General features: G+C 62.9%; 16 protein-coding genes and 1 tRNA gene. 11 read left to right on the top strand and 6 right to left on the bottom strand.

Annotation, left to right across the window (positions count from 1 at the left end; genetic code table 11):
* Positions 1-4 precede the first annotated feature (4 nt).
* Both NEK97_RS14730 and NEK97_RS14725 read left to right on the top strand, forming a co-directional pair.
* Complete coding sequence (locus tag NEK97_RS14730) at positions 5-634, top strand: PadR family transcriptional regulator (RefSeq protein WP_257370569.1); 630 nt, start codon at positions 5-7, stop codon at positions 632-634.
* Entirely contained in the window at positions 618-2,138 is a 1,521-nt protein-coding gene (locus NEK97_RS14725) for a DHA2 family efflux MFS transporter permease subunit (RefSeq protein WP_257370568.1), read from the top strand. The genes NEK97_RS14730 and NEK97_RS14725 overlap by 17 nt, the downstream gene beginning before the upstream one ends.
* A gap of 77 nt (positions 2,139-2,215) precedes the next feature.
* Here the strand turns inward: NEK97_RS14725 and NEK97_RS14720 are convergent, their stop codons facing one another.
* From NEK97_RS14720 to NEK97_RS14700, 5 genes are all read right to left on the bottom strand, one after another.
* On the bottom strand, positions 2,216-2,965 hold the full coding sequence (locus NEK97_RS14720) for a GNAT family N-acetyltransferase (protein WP_257370567.1): 750 nt from the start codon (positions 2,963-2,965) through the stop codon (positions 2,216-2,218).
* Positions 2,966-2,982: 17 nt separating this feature from the next.
* Complete coding sequence (locus tag NEK97_RS14715) at positions 2,983-4,008, bottom strand: 6-phosphofructokinase (protein WP_018776708.1); 1,026 nt, start codon at positions 4,006-4,008, stop codon at positions 2,983-2,985.
* Between the two features lie 189 nt (positions 4,009-4,197).
* A complete protein-coding gene (locus NEK97_RS14710) occupies positions 4,198-4,446 on the bottom strand; it encodes a PspC domain-containing protein (protein WP_235517143.1) in 249 nt (82 codons plus the stop codon).
* 48 nt (positions 4,447-4,494) lie between these two features.
* A complete protein-coding gene (locus NEK97_RS14705) occupies positions 4,495-4,869 on the bottom strand; it encodes a hypothetical protein (RefSeq protein ID WP_257370566.1) in 375 nt (124 codons plus the stop codon).
* A 1-nt stretch (position 4,870) separates the two neighbouring features.
* Positions 4,871-6,355 (bottom strand): PspC domain-containing protein, encoded by a 1,485-nt coding sequence (locus NEK97_RS14700; RefSeq protein ID WP_257370565.1) that lies wholly within the window; start codon positions 6,353-6,355, stop codon positions 4,871-4,873.
* 125 nt (positions 6,356-6,480) lie between these two features.
* On the opposite strand from NEK97_RS14700, the gene NEK97_RS14695 reads away from it, so the two are divergent.
* Both NEK97_RS14695 and NEK97_RS14690 read left to right on the top strand, forming a co-directional pair.
* The gene (locus NEK97_RS14695) at positions 6,481-7,977 is read left to right on the top strand and encodes an ATP-binding protein (protein WP_257370564.1); all 1,497 of its coding nucleotides are present in this window, start codon (positions 6,481-6,483) and stop codon (positions 7,975-7,977) included.
* On the top strand, positions 7,974-8,648 hold the full coding sequence (locus NEK97_RS14690; protein WP_257370563.1) for a response regulator transcription factor: 675 nt from the start codon (positions 7,974-7,976) through the stop codon (positions 8,646-8,648). Before NEK97_RS14695 ends, NEK97_RS14690 begins: the two co-directional genes overlap by 4 nt.
* Positions 8,649-8,796: 148 nt before the next feature.
* On the opposite strand, the gene NEK97_RS14685 is transcribed toward NEK97_RS14690, so the two are convergent.
* On the bottom strand, positions 8,797-10,026 hold the full coding sequence (locus NEK97_RS14685) for a pyridoxal phosphate-dependent aminotransferase (RefSeq protein ID WP_257370562.1): 1,230 nt from the start codon (positions 10,024-10,026) through the stop codon (positions 8,797-8,799).
* A gap of 255 nt (positions 10,027-10,281) precedes the next feature.
* On the opposite strand from NEK97_RS14685, the gene NEK97_RS14680 reads away from it, so the two are divergent.
* From NEK97_RS14680 to NEK97_RS14650, 7 genes are all read left to right on the top strand, one after another.
* Positions 10,282-10,354: transfer RNA gene (locus NEK97_RS14680), tRNA-Trp, on the top strand.
* An 80-nt stretch (positions 10,355-10,434) separates the two neighbouring features.
* Positions 10,435-10,716 carry a preprotein translocase subunit SecE gene (secE, locus tag NEK97_RS14675; protein ID WP_235517137.1) on the top strand — a complete coding sequence of 94 codons (282 nt, stop codon included), beginning with the start codon at positions 10,435-10,437 and terminating at the stop codon, positions 10,714-10,716.
* A 103-nt stretch (positions 10,717-10,819) separates the two neighbouring features.
* Positions 10,820-11,674, top strand: a complete 855-nt coding sequence (gene nusG / locus NEK97_RS14670; protein ID WP_235517136.1) for a transcription termination/antitermination protein NusG — start codon at positions 10,820-10,822, stop codon at positions 11,672-11,674.
* A 130-nt stretch (positions 11,675-11,804) separates the two neighbouring features.
* Positions 11,805-12,236 carry a 50S ribosomal protein L11 gene (gene rplK / locus NEK97_RS14665; protein ID WP_011775609.1) on the top strand — a complete coding sequence of 144 codons (432 nt, stop codon included), beginning with the start codon at positions 11,805-11,807 and terminating at the stop codon, positions 12,234-12,236.
* 131 nt (positions 12,237-12,367) lie between these two features.
* The gene (gene rplA / locus NEK97_RS14660) at positions 12,368-13,075 is read left to right on the top strand and encodes a 50S ribosomal protein L1 (RefSeq protein ID WP_235517135.1); all 708 of its coding nucleotides are present in this window, start codon (positions 12,368-12,370) and stop codon (positions 13,073-13,075) included.
* A 107-nt stretch (positions 13,076-13,182) separates the two neighbouring features.
* Positions 13,183-14,292: a GNAT family N-acetyltransferase gene (locus NEK97_RS14655; RefSeq protein WP_257370561.1), complete on the top strand. Its 1,110-nt coding sequence runs from the start codon at positions 13,183-13,185 to the stop codon at positions 14,290-14,292.
* A complete protein-coding gene (locus tag NEK97_RS14650) occupies positions 14,271-15,440 on the top strand; it encodes a GNAT family N-acetyltransferase (RefSeq protein WP_374111537.1) in 1,170 nt (389 codons plus the stop codon). The genes NEK97_RS14655 and NEK97_RS14650 overlap by 22 nt, the downstream gene beginning before the upstream one ends.
* Positions 15,441-15,477 lie beyond the last annotated feature (37 nt).

Below are 15,477 nucleotides of genomic sequence, written 5' to 3'. Positions count from 1 at the left end.
CTGTATGCCCAAAGCTGCAGAACTGACGCCACTTGGTGTGGCGTCGTTGGCTCTTCTGGCCGAAGGGCCAATGCATCCCTACGAGATGTACCAGCTGCTCATGGCCCGCCATGAAGACCGGCTGGTCAAGGTTCGTCCGGGTACGCTGTACCACTCGGTCGGCCGCCTCGAGGAAAACGGACTCGTGGAGGCCACCGGAACCGAGCGGGAAGGTAACCGGCCCGAGCGGACGACGTATCGGATTACGGATGCCGGCCACCAGGCCTTGGACTCGCGGCTGCAGGCCATGCTGTCCACGCCCGTCAATGAGTATCCGATTTTCCCCCACGCCATCGCCGAAGCCCACCACCTGCCGGCCCTGGTGGTGGCCGAATTGCTGGAACAACGGGTGGTGGCACTCACCGCCGACCTCGACTTCCTGGTCCATGCCGAGGACGTCGTGACTGGCAAAGGACTGGACCGTAAGTACTGGATTGATATCTCTTACCAACAGGCCATGCGCCGTACGGAGATTGCGTGGATCCGCGGTCTCCTCGAGGAGTTGAGCAGCGGGCAACTGCCCTGGGATGAACCCCGGCCAACTCCTGTCGAACTTTCAAACAAGCCTAAGGAATCCCTTGGAAAACGTAGCTAAACCGTGGCCCGCGCTGTGGTCACTCGTCGTGGGGTTCTTCATGATCCTCATCGACACCACCATTGTGTCGGTCGCGAATCCGCGCATCATGGAGGGCCTCAACACCGACATCAACGCCGTCATCTGGGTCACGAGTGCCTACTTGCTGGCCTATGCGGTGCCCCTGCTGATCACCGGCAGGTTGGGTGACCGGTTCGGTCCCAAGAACCTCTACCTGATTGGCCTGGTGGTCTTCACCCTGGCTTCCTTGTGGTGCGGCCTCTCAGGTGATGTCACCATGCTGATCGCCGCCCGCGCAGTCCAGGGGCTGGGTGCTGCCATGATGACACCCCAAACCATGGCCGTCATCACCCGGATCTTCCCGCCGGACCGTCGGGGTGCGGCCATGGGCCTGTGGGGTGCCACGGCAGGCATGGCAGTCCTCGTCGGCCCCATCCTCGGTGGTGTCCTGGTGGACAGCCTCGGATGGGAGTGGATCTTCTTCGTCAACGTTCCCATCGGACTCGTCGCCTTCATCCTGGTGACCCGTTTCGTGCCGAAACTGACCACGCACAGCCACACCTTCGACGTCGTCGGAGTGCTGCTTTCCGCCGTCGGCATGTTCCTGCTTGTGTTTGGCATCCAGGAGGGACAGACCTACAAGTGGGGCACCGTTTCCGGTGTCATTTCGGTGTGGGGACTCATCATCACGGGACTTGTTGTGCTGGCCCTCTTTGTCGCATGGCAGTGGATTCTTGAGCGCCGCGGCGGTGAGCCCTTGCTTCCGCTGGGCCTGTTCAAGGACCGGAACTTCTCGCTGGGCAACACCACCATCATGGTCGTTGGCTTTACTGTGACTGCGTTTCCGTTGCCCACTATTTTCTACTACCAGACGGTTCGCGGCCTGACGCCTACCCAGTCGGCGCTGCTCATGATCCCCATGGCCGTGATTTCCGGTGCACTGGCGCCGTTCGTGGGCAAGCTGATCGACCGTGCCAACCCGCGGTGGTTCGCTGCCTTCGGCTTGCTGTGCTTGTCGGGTGCCTTGTTCTGGACGGCGTCCCTGCTGGGTCCTGATAGGCCCATCTGGATGTTCCTTTTGCCGAGCGCTCTGCAGGGTGTTGCCAATGGCTTCATTTGGGGCCCGGTCTCCAATGCCACCACACGCAACCTGGATCCCCGCCAGGCTGGTGCTGGTTCAGGTGTCTTCAACACCACTCGCCAGATTGGCGCTGTACTGGGTTCGGCCGCTATCGCTGCCTTGATCCAATCCCGCCTGGCCGCGGAACTGCCGGCAGCACCGGCCGGTGCACCGGCCGGCGAAGCGTCCATGGGCGGCGTCCTGCCGGAGTTCCTCCACGCAGGATTCTCGACGGCGATGAGCCAGTCAATCCTGTTGCCCGCCTTTGCCGTCCTGGTCGGCGCCATCGTGGCGTTGTTCTTCGCGAAGCCGAAGTCCGTATCAGGTTGGGGTGGCAAGGCTCCGGCGCAAGCCGAGGAAGCGAACGCCGAACTCCAGAGCTAGCAGTGGTGTTCTTGTGCAGCTGACGTGCTCATTGGCGCTTCTTTGGGCCGTCAGCTGTACAAAACTTCCGCGAGGAGTCAGCCGAGCCGAACGCTTGCGTGGAGACCGCCCGTGGCGAAGCCAAGGTGGCGGGCCATCGCAAGTGCTCCGGTGTTGCTGACGTCGGACTTCCATTGGAGCGTAAGGCCAGCTGCGAGGGCTTCGTGGGCGGCGATGGAAGCAGCCAGTGTTCCCAGTCCGCGCCGGCGCCATGGCGGAGCAACCAGCACACCCATGTCGGCCAGTATCCCCTCCCACTCGGAGTAGGCTCCGCAGGCTACAGGCGTGGATTGCTCATCTGCCGGATTCATGATGGTGAACCGGTGTTCAAGGCCTTGGAGCCCCACTTCGTTCACGTCATCCGGAGGGCACAGCCCTTCCAGGAGGATGGCTTCGGGGTTGCCCGGCGAAACCATGAGGTCGTCAGAGGGCTGTTGGAGCGGCAGATCGTCGGCGAAGAACAAAGCCGACGATCCCAGTCCGTGCCCCCCATGTGAACGGGTGAGGGTCAACAGCGTCACATGCTGTGCGAGGTCCGTGTCCGGGATCCCTGCTGCCGCGTCCAGTGCCCATTGCGGTCCCACCAGGGCTGACACCCCGAACAACCGCAGAAACACAACGTCCCGGGCGGACTCGTCCACACGGGTGATTCTGTGGGCAGGTTCTCCCGGGGCAGCCCCGGTAGAGGCGAGCCTGGTAGCGGCGGTGGCGAAAGCGTCGTCGTCGAGCCCTAAATGGCGAGCCCACGCCAGCTGGATAATTGCAGCGGACGTGGGCTCTAATGTCATGGATTCAGCCTAGCGGACTAGCCGAACAGGACTGACGCTTCGTCGTAGCGGTGCTGGGGCACAGTCTTGAGCTTGCCCAGGGCCTCCTCGAAACCGACGTGCGAGATGTCCGTTCCCTTGAGGGCGACCATGGTGCCCCAGCGGCCTTCAACCACGGAATCGATGGCGGCCATGCCAAGGCGGGTCGCCAGGACACGGTCGTAGGCGGTGGGGACGCCGCCGCGTTGGATGTGGCCCAGGATAGTGGCACGTGTCTCGATGCCCGTGCGGGCCTCAATCTCGGGGGCGAGCTGATCGGCGATGCCGCCAAGCCTCGGACGGCCGAAGGTGTCCAGGCCGCGTTCGGAGTGCGGGGATTCCATGTGGTCAGGTACGAAGCCTTCGGCCACGACCACCAGCGGCGCACGGCCGCGGTCGTGGGCTTCCTGGACCCACTCGGTGATCTGTTCGATGCTCGCCTTCTGTTCCGGAATCAGGATGGCGTGCGCACCGGCCGCCATTCCAGCGTGCAGGGCGATCCAGCCGACGTGGCGGCCCATGACCTCGGCGATCATGCAGCGGTGGTGCGATTCACCGGTAGTGCGAAGCCGGTCGATGGCCTCAGTGGCAATCTGCACGGCTGTGTCGAAACCAAAGGTGTAGTCGGTAGCGTCGAGGTCGTTATCGACGGTCTTGGGGACCCCGACAATTTTCAGGCCGGCATCCGTGAGCCGCTTGGCAGCAGCCAGGGTTCCCTCGCCGCCGATCGCGATGATTGCGTCAATGCCCAGGCGCTCCATGTGCGCCTTGATGACGTCCGGTCCGCCGCCGTTTTCGAAAGGATTGGTCCGGGAGGTGCCCAGGATGGTTCCGCCTTGCTTGGCGATACCGCGGACCATGGTGCGCGGGATGTCGATGACATCACCTTCAACAACTCCACGCCAGCCGTCGCGGAAACCCACAAACTCCTGGCCGTGGATCGCGATGCCTTTGAGGACTGCTCCGCGGATCACTGCGTTGAGGCCGGGGCAGTCGCCGCCGCTGGTAAGAATGCCAATTTTCATGTTTGCTCACTCATGGCTTGGAGGAATACGTCAGAGCGCCACGCTGAGCTCCCCATGATTGTAGACGGGCATGTGGGGTGGGACACAAACGGTTACTTTTTAACCTGGCCGTGCGGTATTGGAAACCTGCCTGAAAACAAGCAAAAGCGCCCTGCCGGCAGGCAAGGCGCTTCTCTACGATTCAGGCTATTACCTGGAACGCTGGCTAATGAAGGATTCGAGTGCGATTTTGCCCTGCTGGTCCGGCAGGATGAGCCAAGCCAGGATGTAGACCACGAATGCTGGCCCTGGGAGCAAGCAGAAGAGCAGGAACGCGACGCGGACGTACGCCACGTCCACGTTGAGCTTGGCTGCGATCCCTCCGCAGACGCCGCCCAGCCAACGCTGTGGCCCACGCTTCAGGCCGAAACCCCTGACGATGCTGAAGAACTTGTCCATGGCTACACACTTCCTTGTTGTGGATGCTTTGTCACGTGCACGGCCAAGTCACCGTGCCGAACTCTTTGATTTGGCTGAACCCTTACGGGCGGACAAAAGGCCGCCGACTATCAGTGCCGCACCGGCTCCAATCATGAGGCCGATCAGCACATAGGTGCCGTTCAGTGCCACCCAGCCAAGAGTGGAAACGACGATCAGGGCGGCCAAGGCGATGACGATCAAACCCCACACCATTGTTCCGATCCTGGCCTGGCGAGGCTCATCGTCGTCCTTGGGCTCCACCCGGTACGTGGGTTCCAGCGAGGGCGTCAAGGGAATCTGCTGGAGCTGCGGCTTGGGAAGGGCCTGCGTGGGACGGGTTTCCTTGGGCAGGGCCTCGGTCGGTTGTGCGTCGCGTGCCTCGCCTGGCTCGTTGGTACCCATGTCAGTTTCCTTCCTGGATGGTCACGTTGCTGAACGTGCCGTCAATTTTCACCACAAGGTTGGCTCCGGGCTTGTCCGTGTTGTAGACGGTGGTGTCGTCCTGGAGGCGGCCGCCGCGGTCAGAGCCGCGTTCGTTGAGGTTTCCGAAGGTCATGTCCGCCTTGACCTCCACGGGCACGTTGTCCGGGATAACAACGGTCACGTTGCTGGCGGTGGCGTCCACGGGGACCACCACTTCAGAGATAAGGGGCGCAGAGAGGGTCATATCGCTCAAGTCCAAGCGGCCTTGGGCTCCGGTGACATTGATGCCCTGGCGCGCCTGCTCCAGGCTGGTGGGTGCCCAGTTCACGTCGTGGAAGCTGAAGCGGTCGCCGTTCCTGGGAACCACGTTGAAGATTCCGCCGATGATGAGTGCCACGATTGCCAGGAATCCCAGGAACCCCGATGTCCGTCCACGGAGACCTGCCACCAGGATGCCGATGCCTAGGACCGCAGCCCCCGTGGCCCAGACCACGGCGTTTGAGGAGTTGCCCAGCTCAATGACGTTACCGGCGTCGAGCGCCTTCAACGTTCCGCCGGCCAGCAGCGCGGCACCGGCAGAGACTGCGACGATCGCGGGACCCGGTCCCTTACGCTTCGGGGCAGCTGGTTTCTGCTGCCATCCCTGTGGGGGAGTAGGTCCGGACGGCGGGACAGGGCCGGACGACGGAACAGGGCCGGATGGTGGAACAGGGCCGGAACCGTAGCTGCCGGACGGATTCGGACGCCCGTGGTGCGTGGTGCCGGCTTGGGTCGGGCCGTAAACAGGAACGCCGGTGTTGGTGCCTGTCGCCGTCGCGGCGCTGTAAGTGGTGGGCGTGCCGTAGGCGGGCGAACTGCCCGGAGCCGTTGCGTAGTTTTGCTGCCCCGTGGGCGGAGTTCCCTTCGACGCCTTATTGCGTTGGACCAGGAAGTAGATCAGGTAGAAGACGCCGCCCACCCAGAAGAGGGTCCAGAACAGGCCGGGCAGTCCATCCCATCCCCAGCCCCAGAAACCGCGCCCCAGGCCCGGCAGGCCGATGATGGTAGTGATCAACGCGCCCGTCATGCCACCGGACCAGCGGCCCGCTGCAGCTTCCTGTACGTGGATCCGGCCATCGGGTTCCGGCAGGAGTGCCCAGGCAACGCCATAGAGGAGCACGCCCACGCCGGCAAAGAGCGCCAGGACAATGAAGATGCCCCTCACGATCAGGGGGTCGATGCCGAACCTGTGGGCTACGCCGCTCGCGACACCACCGATCCACCGGTCCGGACCGCGGCGGATGCCCTGGCTGCGGATCCAGTCGAAGAAGTTCTGCTGGGCAGGGGACGTGTCCCCGCTGGTGGGAGCGCCCTTTCCGCCCTCGGGACCCGTGCCCGCAGGAGCACCGGTGTAGGCACTGGAGCCGGACGGGCCGGCATTGCCAGGCGTTCCGGGTTCCTCTGGGTTCATGCTGTTCGCGTTCATACTTCGATCCTGCCGTTCCGCGCCCTATGCCCTCTACTGGGGGATACCCTGAATGATCCCTGAGAGACCCCCGAACCACGCTCGTTCCCGGTCCGGGGCACCCTGATCCGTGCTTGGATTGGTACATGACAACCGCTGTACAACGCCCCGCGCTGGTTCGCAGCAGCGACCGCATGATCGCGGGCGTCTGCAGTGGATTGGCCGACCACCTGGGCTGGCCCGTCGAATACGTACGGCTCGGCATGATTTTGGCTTGCTTCGCCGGTGGAGCGGGCGTGGCCTTTTACGCGTGGCTGTGGACCATGGTTCCCACCGCGGATGAGAACGCCAAGCGCAACGCCCGTCGACCGGCGTCGCCCATTGCCCCGGCGGTGAGCCTGCCGCCCGTGCCGGCACCCGGCGTCGGCCCCGCCACAGCAGCGTACGACGCCGGAGGGTCGGCGACCGTGCCCGGTGACCGTTCTGCGGGTGGCACGGCTGCTGCCGGACCAACGGCCGGACCAGCGGCCGGAGGTACCGCCAGCCCGGAGGGAGCACCGTATGGCTTCGGCGCTGCCTCCGCTGAAGACCGGTGGGGCGGGACAGCGCTGGCATCGTGGTTCTCCTTCCGTCGGATCCAGTACGGCAAGGAAATCCTGTTGGGCGCCGCCTTGCTGCTGGTGGCGGCCATCCTGATCGCGCGCCAGTTCGGCGTGGACGTCCCCTTGGGGACGCTGATCCCGGCTGCGGCCATCCTGGGTGGTGCGGCGATCGCGTGGATGCAGTTGGACGAGACCCGCAGGGCAGGCCTGGTGGACAAGACGAAAGCCGACCAAGCCGGTGGCTGGGTTCGCTTGGCAGCAGGCCTGGCGCTGGTGGTGGCCGGCGTCCTGGTGATGGTGTCCGGTTCGGGTTCGTGGGAGCAAACGTGGCTGGCACTGCTGGCATCCGTGGCTGTTTTGGGCGGGGTGGCCTTGGTGCTCCTGCCATGGGGCCTTAAGTTTTGGAAGGACCTTGAGACTGAACGGGCCGGACGGGTACGCGAGACGGAGCGGGCCGAGATCGCGGCGCATCTGCACGACTCTGTCCTCCAGACCCTGGCCCTGATCCAACGCCGGGCCGGTTCCGAACAGGACGTGGTGCGCCTGGCAAGGGCGCAGGAACGCGAACTCCGTGCCTGGCTCTTCAGCGACGCCGCCAAGGAATCCGGGCTCCTCGCTGACCGCATAAAATCCGTGGCGGCCGAGGTGGAAGATTCCCACGGCCAAGCAGTCGAGGTGGTAACAGTGGGGGATACCGCCATGACGGACCGGCATGAAGCCCTGGTCCAGGCTGCCAGGGAAGCGATGCTCAACGCTTCGAGGCATGGTGGAGGAACGGTCTCTGTGTACATGGAAAGTACGGCAGGCAGCACGGAGATCTTCATTAAGGATCGCGGCCCCGGCTTCGATCCCGATGCTGTCCCCGAAGACAGGTTGGGTGTCAAAGAATCAATCATCGGCCGCATGAAGCGGCACGGCGGTACAGCGGTAATCACCAGCAGCAGTGCAGGCACGGAAGTCCGCTTGGTGCTCCCTTCGGCAACCGTGGAAGCCGGGGAACAACGGACCAGTGATGCTCGGAATGGAGAATCGAAGCAATGAATACCAACCCTGACAGTGGCGCGGGACGCAGGGTGCGGGTGGTGATCGTGGATGACCACACCATCTTCCGCTCCGGGCTCAAAGCCGACCTCGATGAACGCATGGACGTGGTGGGCGAGGCCGGCACCGTGGAACAAGCCATCGCCGTGATAGCGGAGAAGCGCCCGGAGGTGGTGCTGCTTGACGTCCACCTTCCGGGCGGCCTGGGTGGGGGCGGCCGGGAAGTCATCGCCGGTTCAAACGCGCTGCTTGGTACCACCAGCTTCCTGGCCCTCAGCGTCTCCGACGCAGCCGAGGACGTGGTTTCCGTGATTCGTGCCGGCGCGCGCGGCTACGTTACCAAGACCATTTCCGGCAAGGAGATTTCCGACGCCGTGATCCGGGTGGCCGATGGTGACGCCGTCTTCTCGCCACGGCTGGCGGGCTTCGTGCTCGATGCCTTTGGGACGGCTCCGGCGGACATCGCGGACGATGAACTGGACAAGCTCTCTGCCCGGGAACTGGAAGTCATGAGGCTTATCGCGCGCGGATACAGCTACAAGGAAGTGGCCAAGGAACTCTTCATTTCCATCAAGACCGTTGAAACGCATGTGTCCGCGGTCTTGAGGAAGCTGCAGCTCTCCAGCCGGCATGAGCTCACCAAGTGGGCGGCCGAGCGCCGCCTCCTCTGACGCTCTCTCACGTCCCGCCCCCTTGGGCCGAACGCTCAATCACGTCCCGCCCCCTTGGGCCGAACGCTCTCTCACGTCCCGCCTGCTTAAACGCGAACGCTCTTCCACCCGCCGGGGTTGGAAGAGCGTTCGCCGTCAGGACGGACCGTTATTTGGCTTTACCCAGGAATTCCTGGATGCGGCGGACGCCCTCGGCGAGGTCTTCGTCTCCGAGTGCGTAGGACAGGCGGACGTAGCCGGAGGGGCCGAAAGCTTCGCCCGGAACGATGGCAACTTCAACTTCGTCGAGGATGAGCGCCGCCAGTTCAGCGGAGGTTTCCGGGCGGACAGGGCCGTTGGACGTTTCGAATTCCTTACCAAGCAGGCCCCGCACGTCAGCGTAGACGTAGAAGGCGCCTGTCGGCGTCGGGCATTCAACGCCTTCAATGGCGTTCAGTCCGGCGACGATCGCCTTGCGACGGCGGTCGAAGGCCACCTTCATTTCGTCGACGGCGGTCAGCGGGCCCGTGAGGGCAGCGGCGGCCGCGACCTGCATGATGTTCGAAACGTTCGACGTCGCGTGCGACTGAAGGTTGGTTGCGGCCTTGATGACATCTGCCGGGCCGATCATCCAACCGACGCGCCAGCCGGTCATGGCATAGGTCTTGGCGACACCGTTGAGGATGACTACCTTGTCATCGAGCTCCGGGGCCGCAGTGGCGATCGAGGTGAACTCAACGCCGTCGTAGGTGAGGTGTTCGTAGATTTCGTCGGTGACCACCCACAGGCCCTTGGCCGCAGCCCACTTGCCGATTTCCGCAACCTGCTCCGGGCTGTAGACAGCACCGGTGGGGTTGGACGGAGAAACGAACAGCAAAATCTTGGTCTTGTCCGTGAGCGCCGCTTCCAGCTGCTCAACCGTCACCAGGTAGCCCTGCTCGGGGCCGGCGAAAACTTCCACAGGCACGCCGCCTGCGAGGCGGATGGCTTCGGGGTAGGTGGTCCAGAACGGGGTGGGGATGATGACTTCGTCGCCCGGGTCAACCAAGGTTGCGAAGGTGTTGTACACGGCCTGCTTGCCACCGTTGGTTACCAGGACCTGGGAAGGATCAACCTTGTAGCCGGAGTCCCGCAGGGTCTTGTCGGCAATGGCTTTCTTCAGCTCGGGAAGACCGCCTGCGGGGGAGTAGCGGTGGTACTTGGGCTGGCTGGCCGCTTCAATGGCTGCCTGGACAATGTAGTCCGGCGTAGGAAAGTCGGGTTCGCCCGCGCCGAACCCGATCACGGGACGTCCTGCGGCCTTCAATGCCTTGGCCTTGGCATCAACGGCAAGGGTGGCGGATTCGGCAATGGCGGAGATTCGCTGTGAAATGCGGGCGGCAGTTGTTCCGGCTGACATCTAGGTACCGTTCTTCGCAGGCAGCTCATGGGCTGGATGATGGGATTCGACGTAAACTACCTTATGCTGTTCTGCGGAGCTCCCGGGTGCCTGCCGGAGTTTGTGACTGATGTTGCTGGTCACAGGCTTTATCCAGGATCCGGAGGTGCTTGAACAGGCCGGTTCGACTATCGCGAAATTCTTGCGTAGACTGGTTCACCGGTGTTGAAAAGCACCGCAGGCTGAAGTGCGGCCTGAAACATGGATTCATTCCATAGGGTAGTGGCGCAATTGGTAGCGCAGCGGTCTCCAAAACCGCAGGTTGCAGGTTCGAGTCCTGTCTGCCCTGCGCAAGCTGTTCCGGCGGAAACGCCGGAACACGCGCAGCAACCATGGCTCTGATCAGAGTCGGGTCAACGACTTTGCAAGGTGAGTGAGGACCAGGTGACCGAAACAGCTGCCAGCAGCTCAAAGGGCCGTCCCGCCAAGAAAGCCGATCGCGGCTTCTTCGCCCGTATTGCACTCTTCGTCCGCCAGGTCATTGGTGAACTGAAGAAGGTTGTTGCCCCCACCCGCAAGGAACTGATCAACTACACGCTCGTGGTGCTGGTGTTCGTGGTCATCATGATGGTCATCGTCAGCCTGCTGGATATCGCCTTCGGGACCGGTGCCAGCTGGGTCTTCGGTGGGTCAGGCATCAAGGACCGCTAAGCGGATCTGTCCGCAAACTGTGTCAATTCCTCCGGATAGACAGGGTTTGCGGAATTGAGCCATTTAAATAGGCATGTTAGGCAATGAGGAAGCAGGAGACCAAGTGTCTGAGCAGGAGCTCGAGGTAAACGAGACTGAGCAGGAAGCAACTGACGACGCCGCAGCTGAAGCTGTGGAAGAGTCCGAGGTTGATTCCGCTGCGCCCGAATCTGCCGACGCCGACGATTCCGAAGACGCTTTCGAGGCTGACGTGGATGACGAGTCGGATGACGCATCCGCCGATGTCGAAGACGAGGACGACGCTGCGGAAGATTCCGACGGCGATGCCCTGGCTGCCGCTGCTGCTGCAGCACCCGTGGATCCCGCCGAGGAATTCAAGGGCAAGCTGCGCCGCCAGGAGGGTGACTGGTACGTCATCCACTCCTACGCCGGTTACGAGAACCGCGTGAAGGCCAACCTTGAGACCCGCATCCAGACCCTGGACATGGAAGATTACATCTTCGAAATCCAGGTGCCCATGGAAGAGGTTGTCGAGATCAAGAACGCGCAGCGCAAGGTCATCAACCGCGTTCGCATCCCCGGCTATGTCCTGGTCCGCATGGACCTGACCGACGCTTCCTGGGGCGCCGTCCGCCACACTCCCGGTGTCACCGGCTTCGTGGGCAACGCCCACAACCCGGTTCCGCTGCGCTTGGATGAGGTCTTCTCCATGCTCGCTCCGGTCTTCGAAGAAGAGCAGGCAGAGCAGGGCAAGCCGGTCAACAAGCAGAACCAGGCTCCCGTGGCCGTCGACTTCGAGGTCGGCGAGTCGGTCATCGTCAAGGAAGGCCCCTTCGAGACCCTCCCGGCCACGATCTCCGAGATCAAGCCCGAGTCCCAGACCCTGGTGGTGCTGGTCTCCATCTTCGAGCGCGAAACCCCGGTGACGCTCGCATTCAACCAGGTCACCAAGATCTAGCTGATTCACAAATTTCGCTCCAGTCCTGCCTGCTTAGCAGTTCGGGAGCGGCCGGCCGCCTTGCCATGGCGGCCACCAACCTGGGACGCGCTCCTGTGTCCCAGGAAGCTATTGAGAGAAGGACCCTACATTGGCTCCCAAGAAGAAGGTCACCGGCCTCATCAAGCTGCAGATCCAGGCAGGTGCCGCTAACCCGGCTCCGCCGATCGGTCCTGCGCTTGGCCAGCACGGTGTCAACATCATGGAATTCTGCAAGGCGTACAACGCTGCAACGGAATCCCAGCGCGGAAACGTTATCCCGGTTGAAATCACGGTTTACGAAGACCGTTCCTTCACCTTCATCACCAAGACCCCGCCGGCTGCAGAGCTCATCAAGAAGGCTGCAGGCGTTGCCAAGGGTTCGGCTACCCCGCACACCGTCAAGGTTGCCAAGCTGACCCAGGCACAGGTTGAAGAGATCGCTTCCACCAAGATGGAAGACCTCAACGCCAACGACATCAAGGCAGCTGCCCTGATCATCGCAGGCACCGCCCGTTCCATGGGCATCACGGTAGAGGGCTGATCCCAGCTTTCACCCGCCGGGCAACCGGCATTTGAACATTGAAATGTCGTGAGGATCCTTGCCGGATCCCATGACTGTGGCAGGACCCAGCGCGGTCCGCAGACCACAACTGCACAAGGAGAAACAGCAGCATGGCAAAGCGCAGCAAAGCATATGAGGCAGCCGTAGCCAAGATCGAGGCTGGCAAGATCTACGCCCCGGTCGAAGCTATCAACCTCGCGAAGGACACCAACCCTTCCAAGTTCGACGCAACCGTTGAGGTAGCTTTCCGTTTGGGCGTTGACCCGCGTAAGGCCGACCAGATGGTTCGTGGCACCGTCAACCTGCCGCACGGCACCGGTAAGACCGCCCGCGTCCTCGTTTTCGCAACCGGTGACAAGGCTGAAGCAGCAATCGCTGCCGGCGCCGACTTCGTTGGTTCCGATGACCTGATCGAAAAGATCGCAGGCGGCTGGACCGACTTCGACGCCGCAGTGGCAACCCCTGACCTCATGGGCAAGGTTGGCCGCCTCGGTAAGGTCCTCGGCCCGCGTAACCTCATGCCGAACCCGAAGACCGGTACGGTTACCCCGGACGTCACCAAGGCTGTCAACGACATCAAGGGCGGCAAGATCGACTTCCGCGTCGACAAGCACTCCAACCTTCACTTCATCATCGGCAAGGTGTCCTTCGACGCCAACAAGCTGGCCGAGAACTACGCAGCTGCACTGGAAGAGGTGCTTCGTTTGAAGCCGTCCGCTTCCAAGGGCCGCTACATCCAGAAGGCTACCGTTGCCACCACGTTCGGTCCGGGCATCACCGTTGACCCGAACGTCACCAAGGTCCTCACCGAAGCGTAAGCTTCAGGAGCCCTTGCTCTGAACATGAAGGACCGTCCGGCTTAGCCGGGCGGTCCTTTTGTTGTCATGCCTGTTCCTTGCGGGAGGTGGGCCGTAGGCTGTGGTGCGTGTCGACGTCGAACATTTCAGCACGTGGGGAGCTGTCCGTAGAACGGATCGCCGTCCCCAAGAGTCCCGCGGCCAGTGGATCGGCCGACTTCAGCGCTTTCCAGCAGTTGGCGGAAGCCCACGAATTGGAGCTGTGGGGCAGCCTGGACCGCTGCGCCACCTTTGCCGAGGCGGTGCTCTTCTGGCAGGGCAACAACTACGAAGAGCGGCAGGTTTTCCTGGCCCGCCTGGACGGCACCGTTGTGGGTAGCGGAACACTGACACTGCCCTTGAGCGAGAATACGACGACGGCGGGCGTGGACGTCGTGGTCAGCGCGCCTTATCGGCGGCGTGGCTTTGGGTCGCTGATCCTCAAAGAATTGGAGGGCATTGCGAAGGGACTGGGACGTGTGTCCTTCGATGCGTATTGCGGTGCGCCCATTCAGCTTGTAGCGCCTGGCACGGAAGTCCTGGAGTCGAAATCGGGTGCAGGTTGCGTGCCCTTGAACGCTGCGGTAACCCGGTTCGCCCTGCACCACGGCTACTCGTTGGAACAGGTCGAAACGAGCAGCCTGCTGCCCTTCCCGGCGCCGGAAGCACTGCTCCGGAAGTGCGAAGCGGAAGTGGCGCCCAAAGCATTGGGCTACAGCCTCGTAACATGGCGGGGGAGCTGCCCGGAGGACCTGGTGGACACCTTTGCCAGGCTCAAGGGCTTGATGAGCACAGAGGTCCCGATTGCCGGGTTGGGCTGGGAGGGTGAAGAGTGGGACGCTGCGCGGGTGCGCCAGGACGAAGTCACATGGCAGGCAAGTGGTGGGGACTCGCTGACGGCGGCAGCCCGGCACGATGCCACTGGTGAACTGGCAGCCTACACGGTTCTCACTTACCGTGACGCGAGGCCTGCCGTGATCTACCAGGAGGACACCTTGGTGGCTCCGGGACACCGGGGGCATGGCTTGGGAATGATGGTGAAGATCGCCAACCTGCGGAGCGCCAAGGACTCCTGGCCGGACGCCACATCGGTGTTGACATGGAACGCCAATGAAAACCGGCATATGCTGGCCATAAATATCGCCCTGGGATTCAAGCCCTCCGGCTTTGAAGGCGAATGGCAGAAACGGCTGGGATGACTGTAGACGAGGCGAAGACCGTTCAGATCGAGCAGCTGTGGGTGCCTGACACCCTGGACAGCCCTGATGCCAATGATTTCCTGGCCGCCGTGGAAGTTGGGCGCAGGGTCCGCATGGAGACATGGGGGAGTGACGATCTCGCGTACACCCCCTTGGAGAAGCTGCTGGAGTTTTCCGATCCTTACGAGCGCCAGATCATCCTGGTGGCCAAAGTGGACGGCGACATTGTGGGCACCGTGGATATTGCCTTGCCCCTGGCGGACAACATGGACCTGGCCGAGTTCACCCTGGACATCCTTCCTGAGTTCCAGAGCCGCGGCGTAGGACGCCAGTTGTTGGAAGCAGCCGAGGAGCTGGCGCGGGCCGAAGGCCGCACCATGGTCCTGGTGGACACCAACCACCCGGCCACATCCCTGACGGAGATTCCCGAGGACCAGCTGATCCCCGGCAGTGGTGCGGGCTTCGTTCCGGTCAGCAGCCGTGAGGTGGATTTCGCGAAACGAGCCGGCTACACGCTGCAGCACATCGAGCAGTTCAGTTCCTGCATTTTGCCGCTCGATTCCAAACTGGCGGCCACCCTCCAGTTGGAAGCAGACGAGGCCAACGGCGGCCGCTACGCACTGCACCACTGGACGGACCGGTGCCCTGAGCCCTGGTTGGAGGCCGTTGCCGCCTTGGAGAACGCCGCCGGGGAGGTGGTCCGCGACGACGAGGACAGCGAAGCCCCCGGTGTTGAACCCACGGGCATGGTGTTCGATCCCGTCGTCCTGCGGGAGACCGAGGACGCAGCATTGGCGCAGGGCCGGCGAACGGTGGTGACCGCCGTCGAGCATGTGGAGAGCGGACGCATCGTGGGCCTGACCACCATCAGTGTCCTGGCGCACCGCCAGGATGTGGTGTTCCAGGACGACACGCTGGTCCTGCAGGAACACCGGGGCAACAAGCTGGGCCTGCTGATCAAGGTGGCAAACATGGAAAGGCTCAGCGAGCAGTTCCCTGATGCCCGGGTGATCTACACGTGGAATGCGCCCGAGAACCGCTACCTCCTCACAGTGAATAAGCAGCTTGGATTCGCGACGGCGGGTGTCACGGGTTTGTGGCAGAAGGAACTTCCGGGGCGGGCATCCGGAGCAACGACGTCCGACTAGGCAGCCCCCGATTTGGTTTGCTGCACAGTCTCCCGTA

The organism is Paenarthrobacter sp. UW852 (assembly GCF_024608385.1).
In the GTDB taxonomy this organism is placed as follows: domain Bacteria; phylum Actinomycetota; class Actinomycetes; order Actinomycetales; family Micrococcaceae; genus Arthrobacter.
Note: the sequence above shows the minus strand (reverse complement) of the source record. Positions and strands in the feature narration are given on the sequence as shown.

Coding starts and splice junctions, on each gene's coding strand:
- NEK97_RS14695 (WP_257370564.1), top strand. CDS start 6,481: ATGACAACCGCTGTACAACGCCCCGCGCTGGTTCGCAGCAGCGACCGC.
- NEK97_RS14710 (WP_235517143.1), bottom strand. CDS start 4,446: ATGGACAAGTTCTTCAGCATCGTCAGGGGTTTCGGCCTGAAGCGTGGG.
- NEK97_RS14720 (WP_257370567.1), bottom strand. CDS start 2,965: ATGACATTAGAGCCCACGTCCGCTGCAATTATCCAGCTGGCGTGGGCT.
- rplA (WP_235517135.1), top strand. CDS start 12,368: ATGGCAAAGCGCAGCAAAGCATATGAGGCAGCCGTAGCCAAGATCGAG.
- NEK97_RS14650 (WP_374111537.1), top strand. CDS start 14,271: ATGGCAGAAACGGCTGGGATGACTGTAGACGAGGCGAAGACCGTTCAG.
- NEK97_RS14715 (WP_018776708.1), bottom strand. CDS start 4,008: ATGAAAATTGGCATTCTTACCAGCGGCGGCGACTGCCCCGGCCTCAAC.
- NEK97_RS14700 (WP_257370565.1), bottom strand. CDS start 6,355: ATGAACGCGAACAGCATGAACCCAGAGGAACCCGGAACGCCTGGCAAT.
- NEK97_RS14705 (WP_257370566.1), bottom strand. CDS start 4,869: ATGGGTACCAACGAGCCAGGCGAGGCACGCGACGCACAACCGACCGAG.
- NEK97_RS14685 (WP_257370562.1), bottom strand. CDS start 10,026: ATGTCAGCCGGAACAACTGCCGCCCGCATTTCACAGCGAATCTCCGCC.
- NEK97_RS14690 (WP_257370563.1), top strand. CDS start 7,974: ATGAATACCAACCCTGACAGTGGCGCGGGACGCAGGGTGCGGGTGGTG.
- NEK97_RS14730 (WP_257370569.1), top strand. CDS start 5: ATGCCCAAAGCTGCAGAACTGACGCCACTTGGTGTGGCGTCGTTGGCT.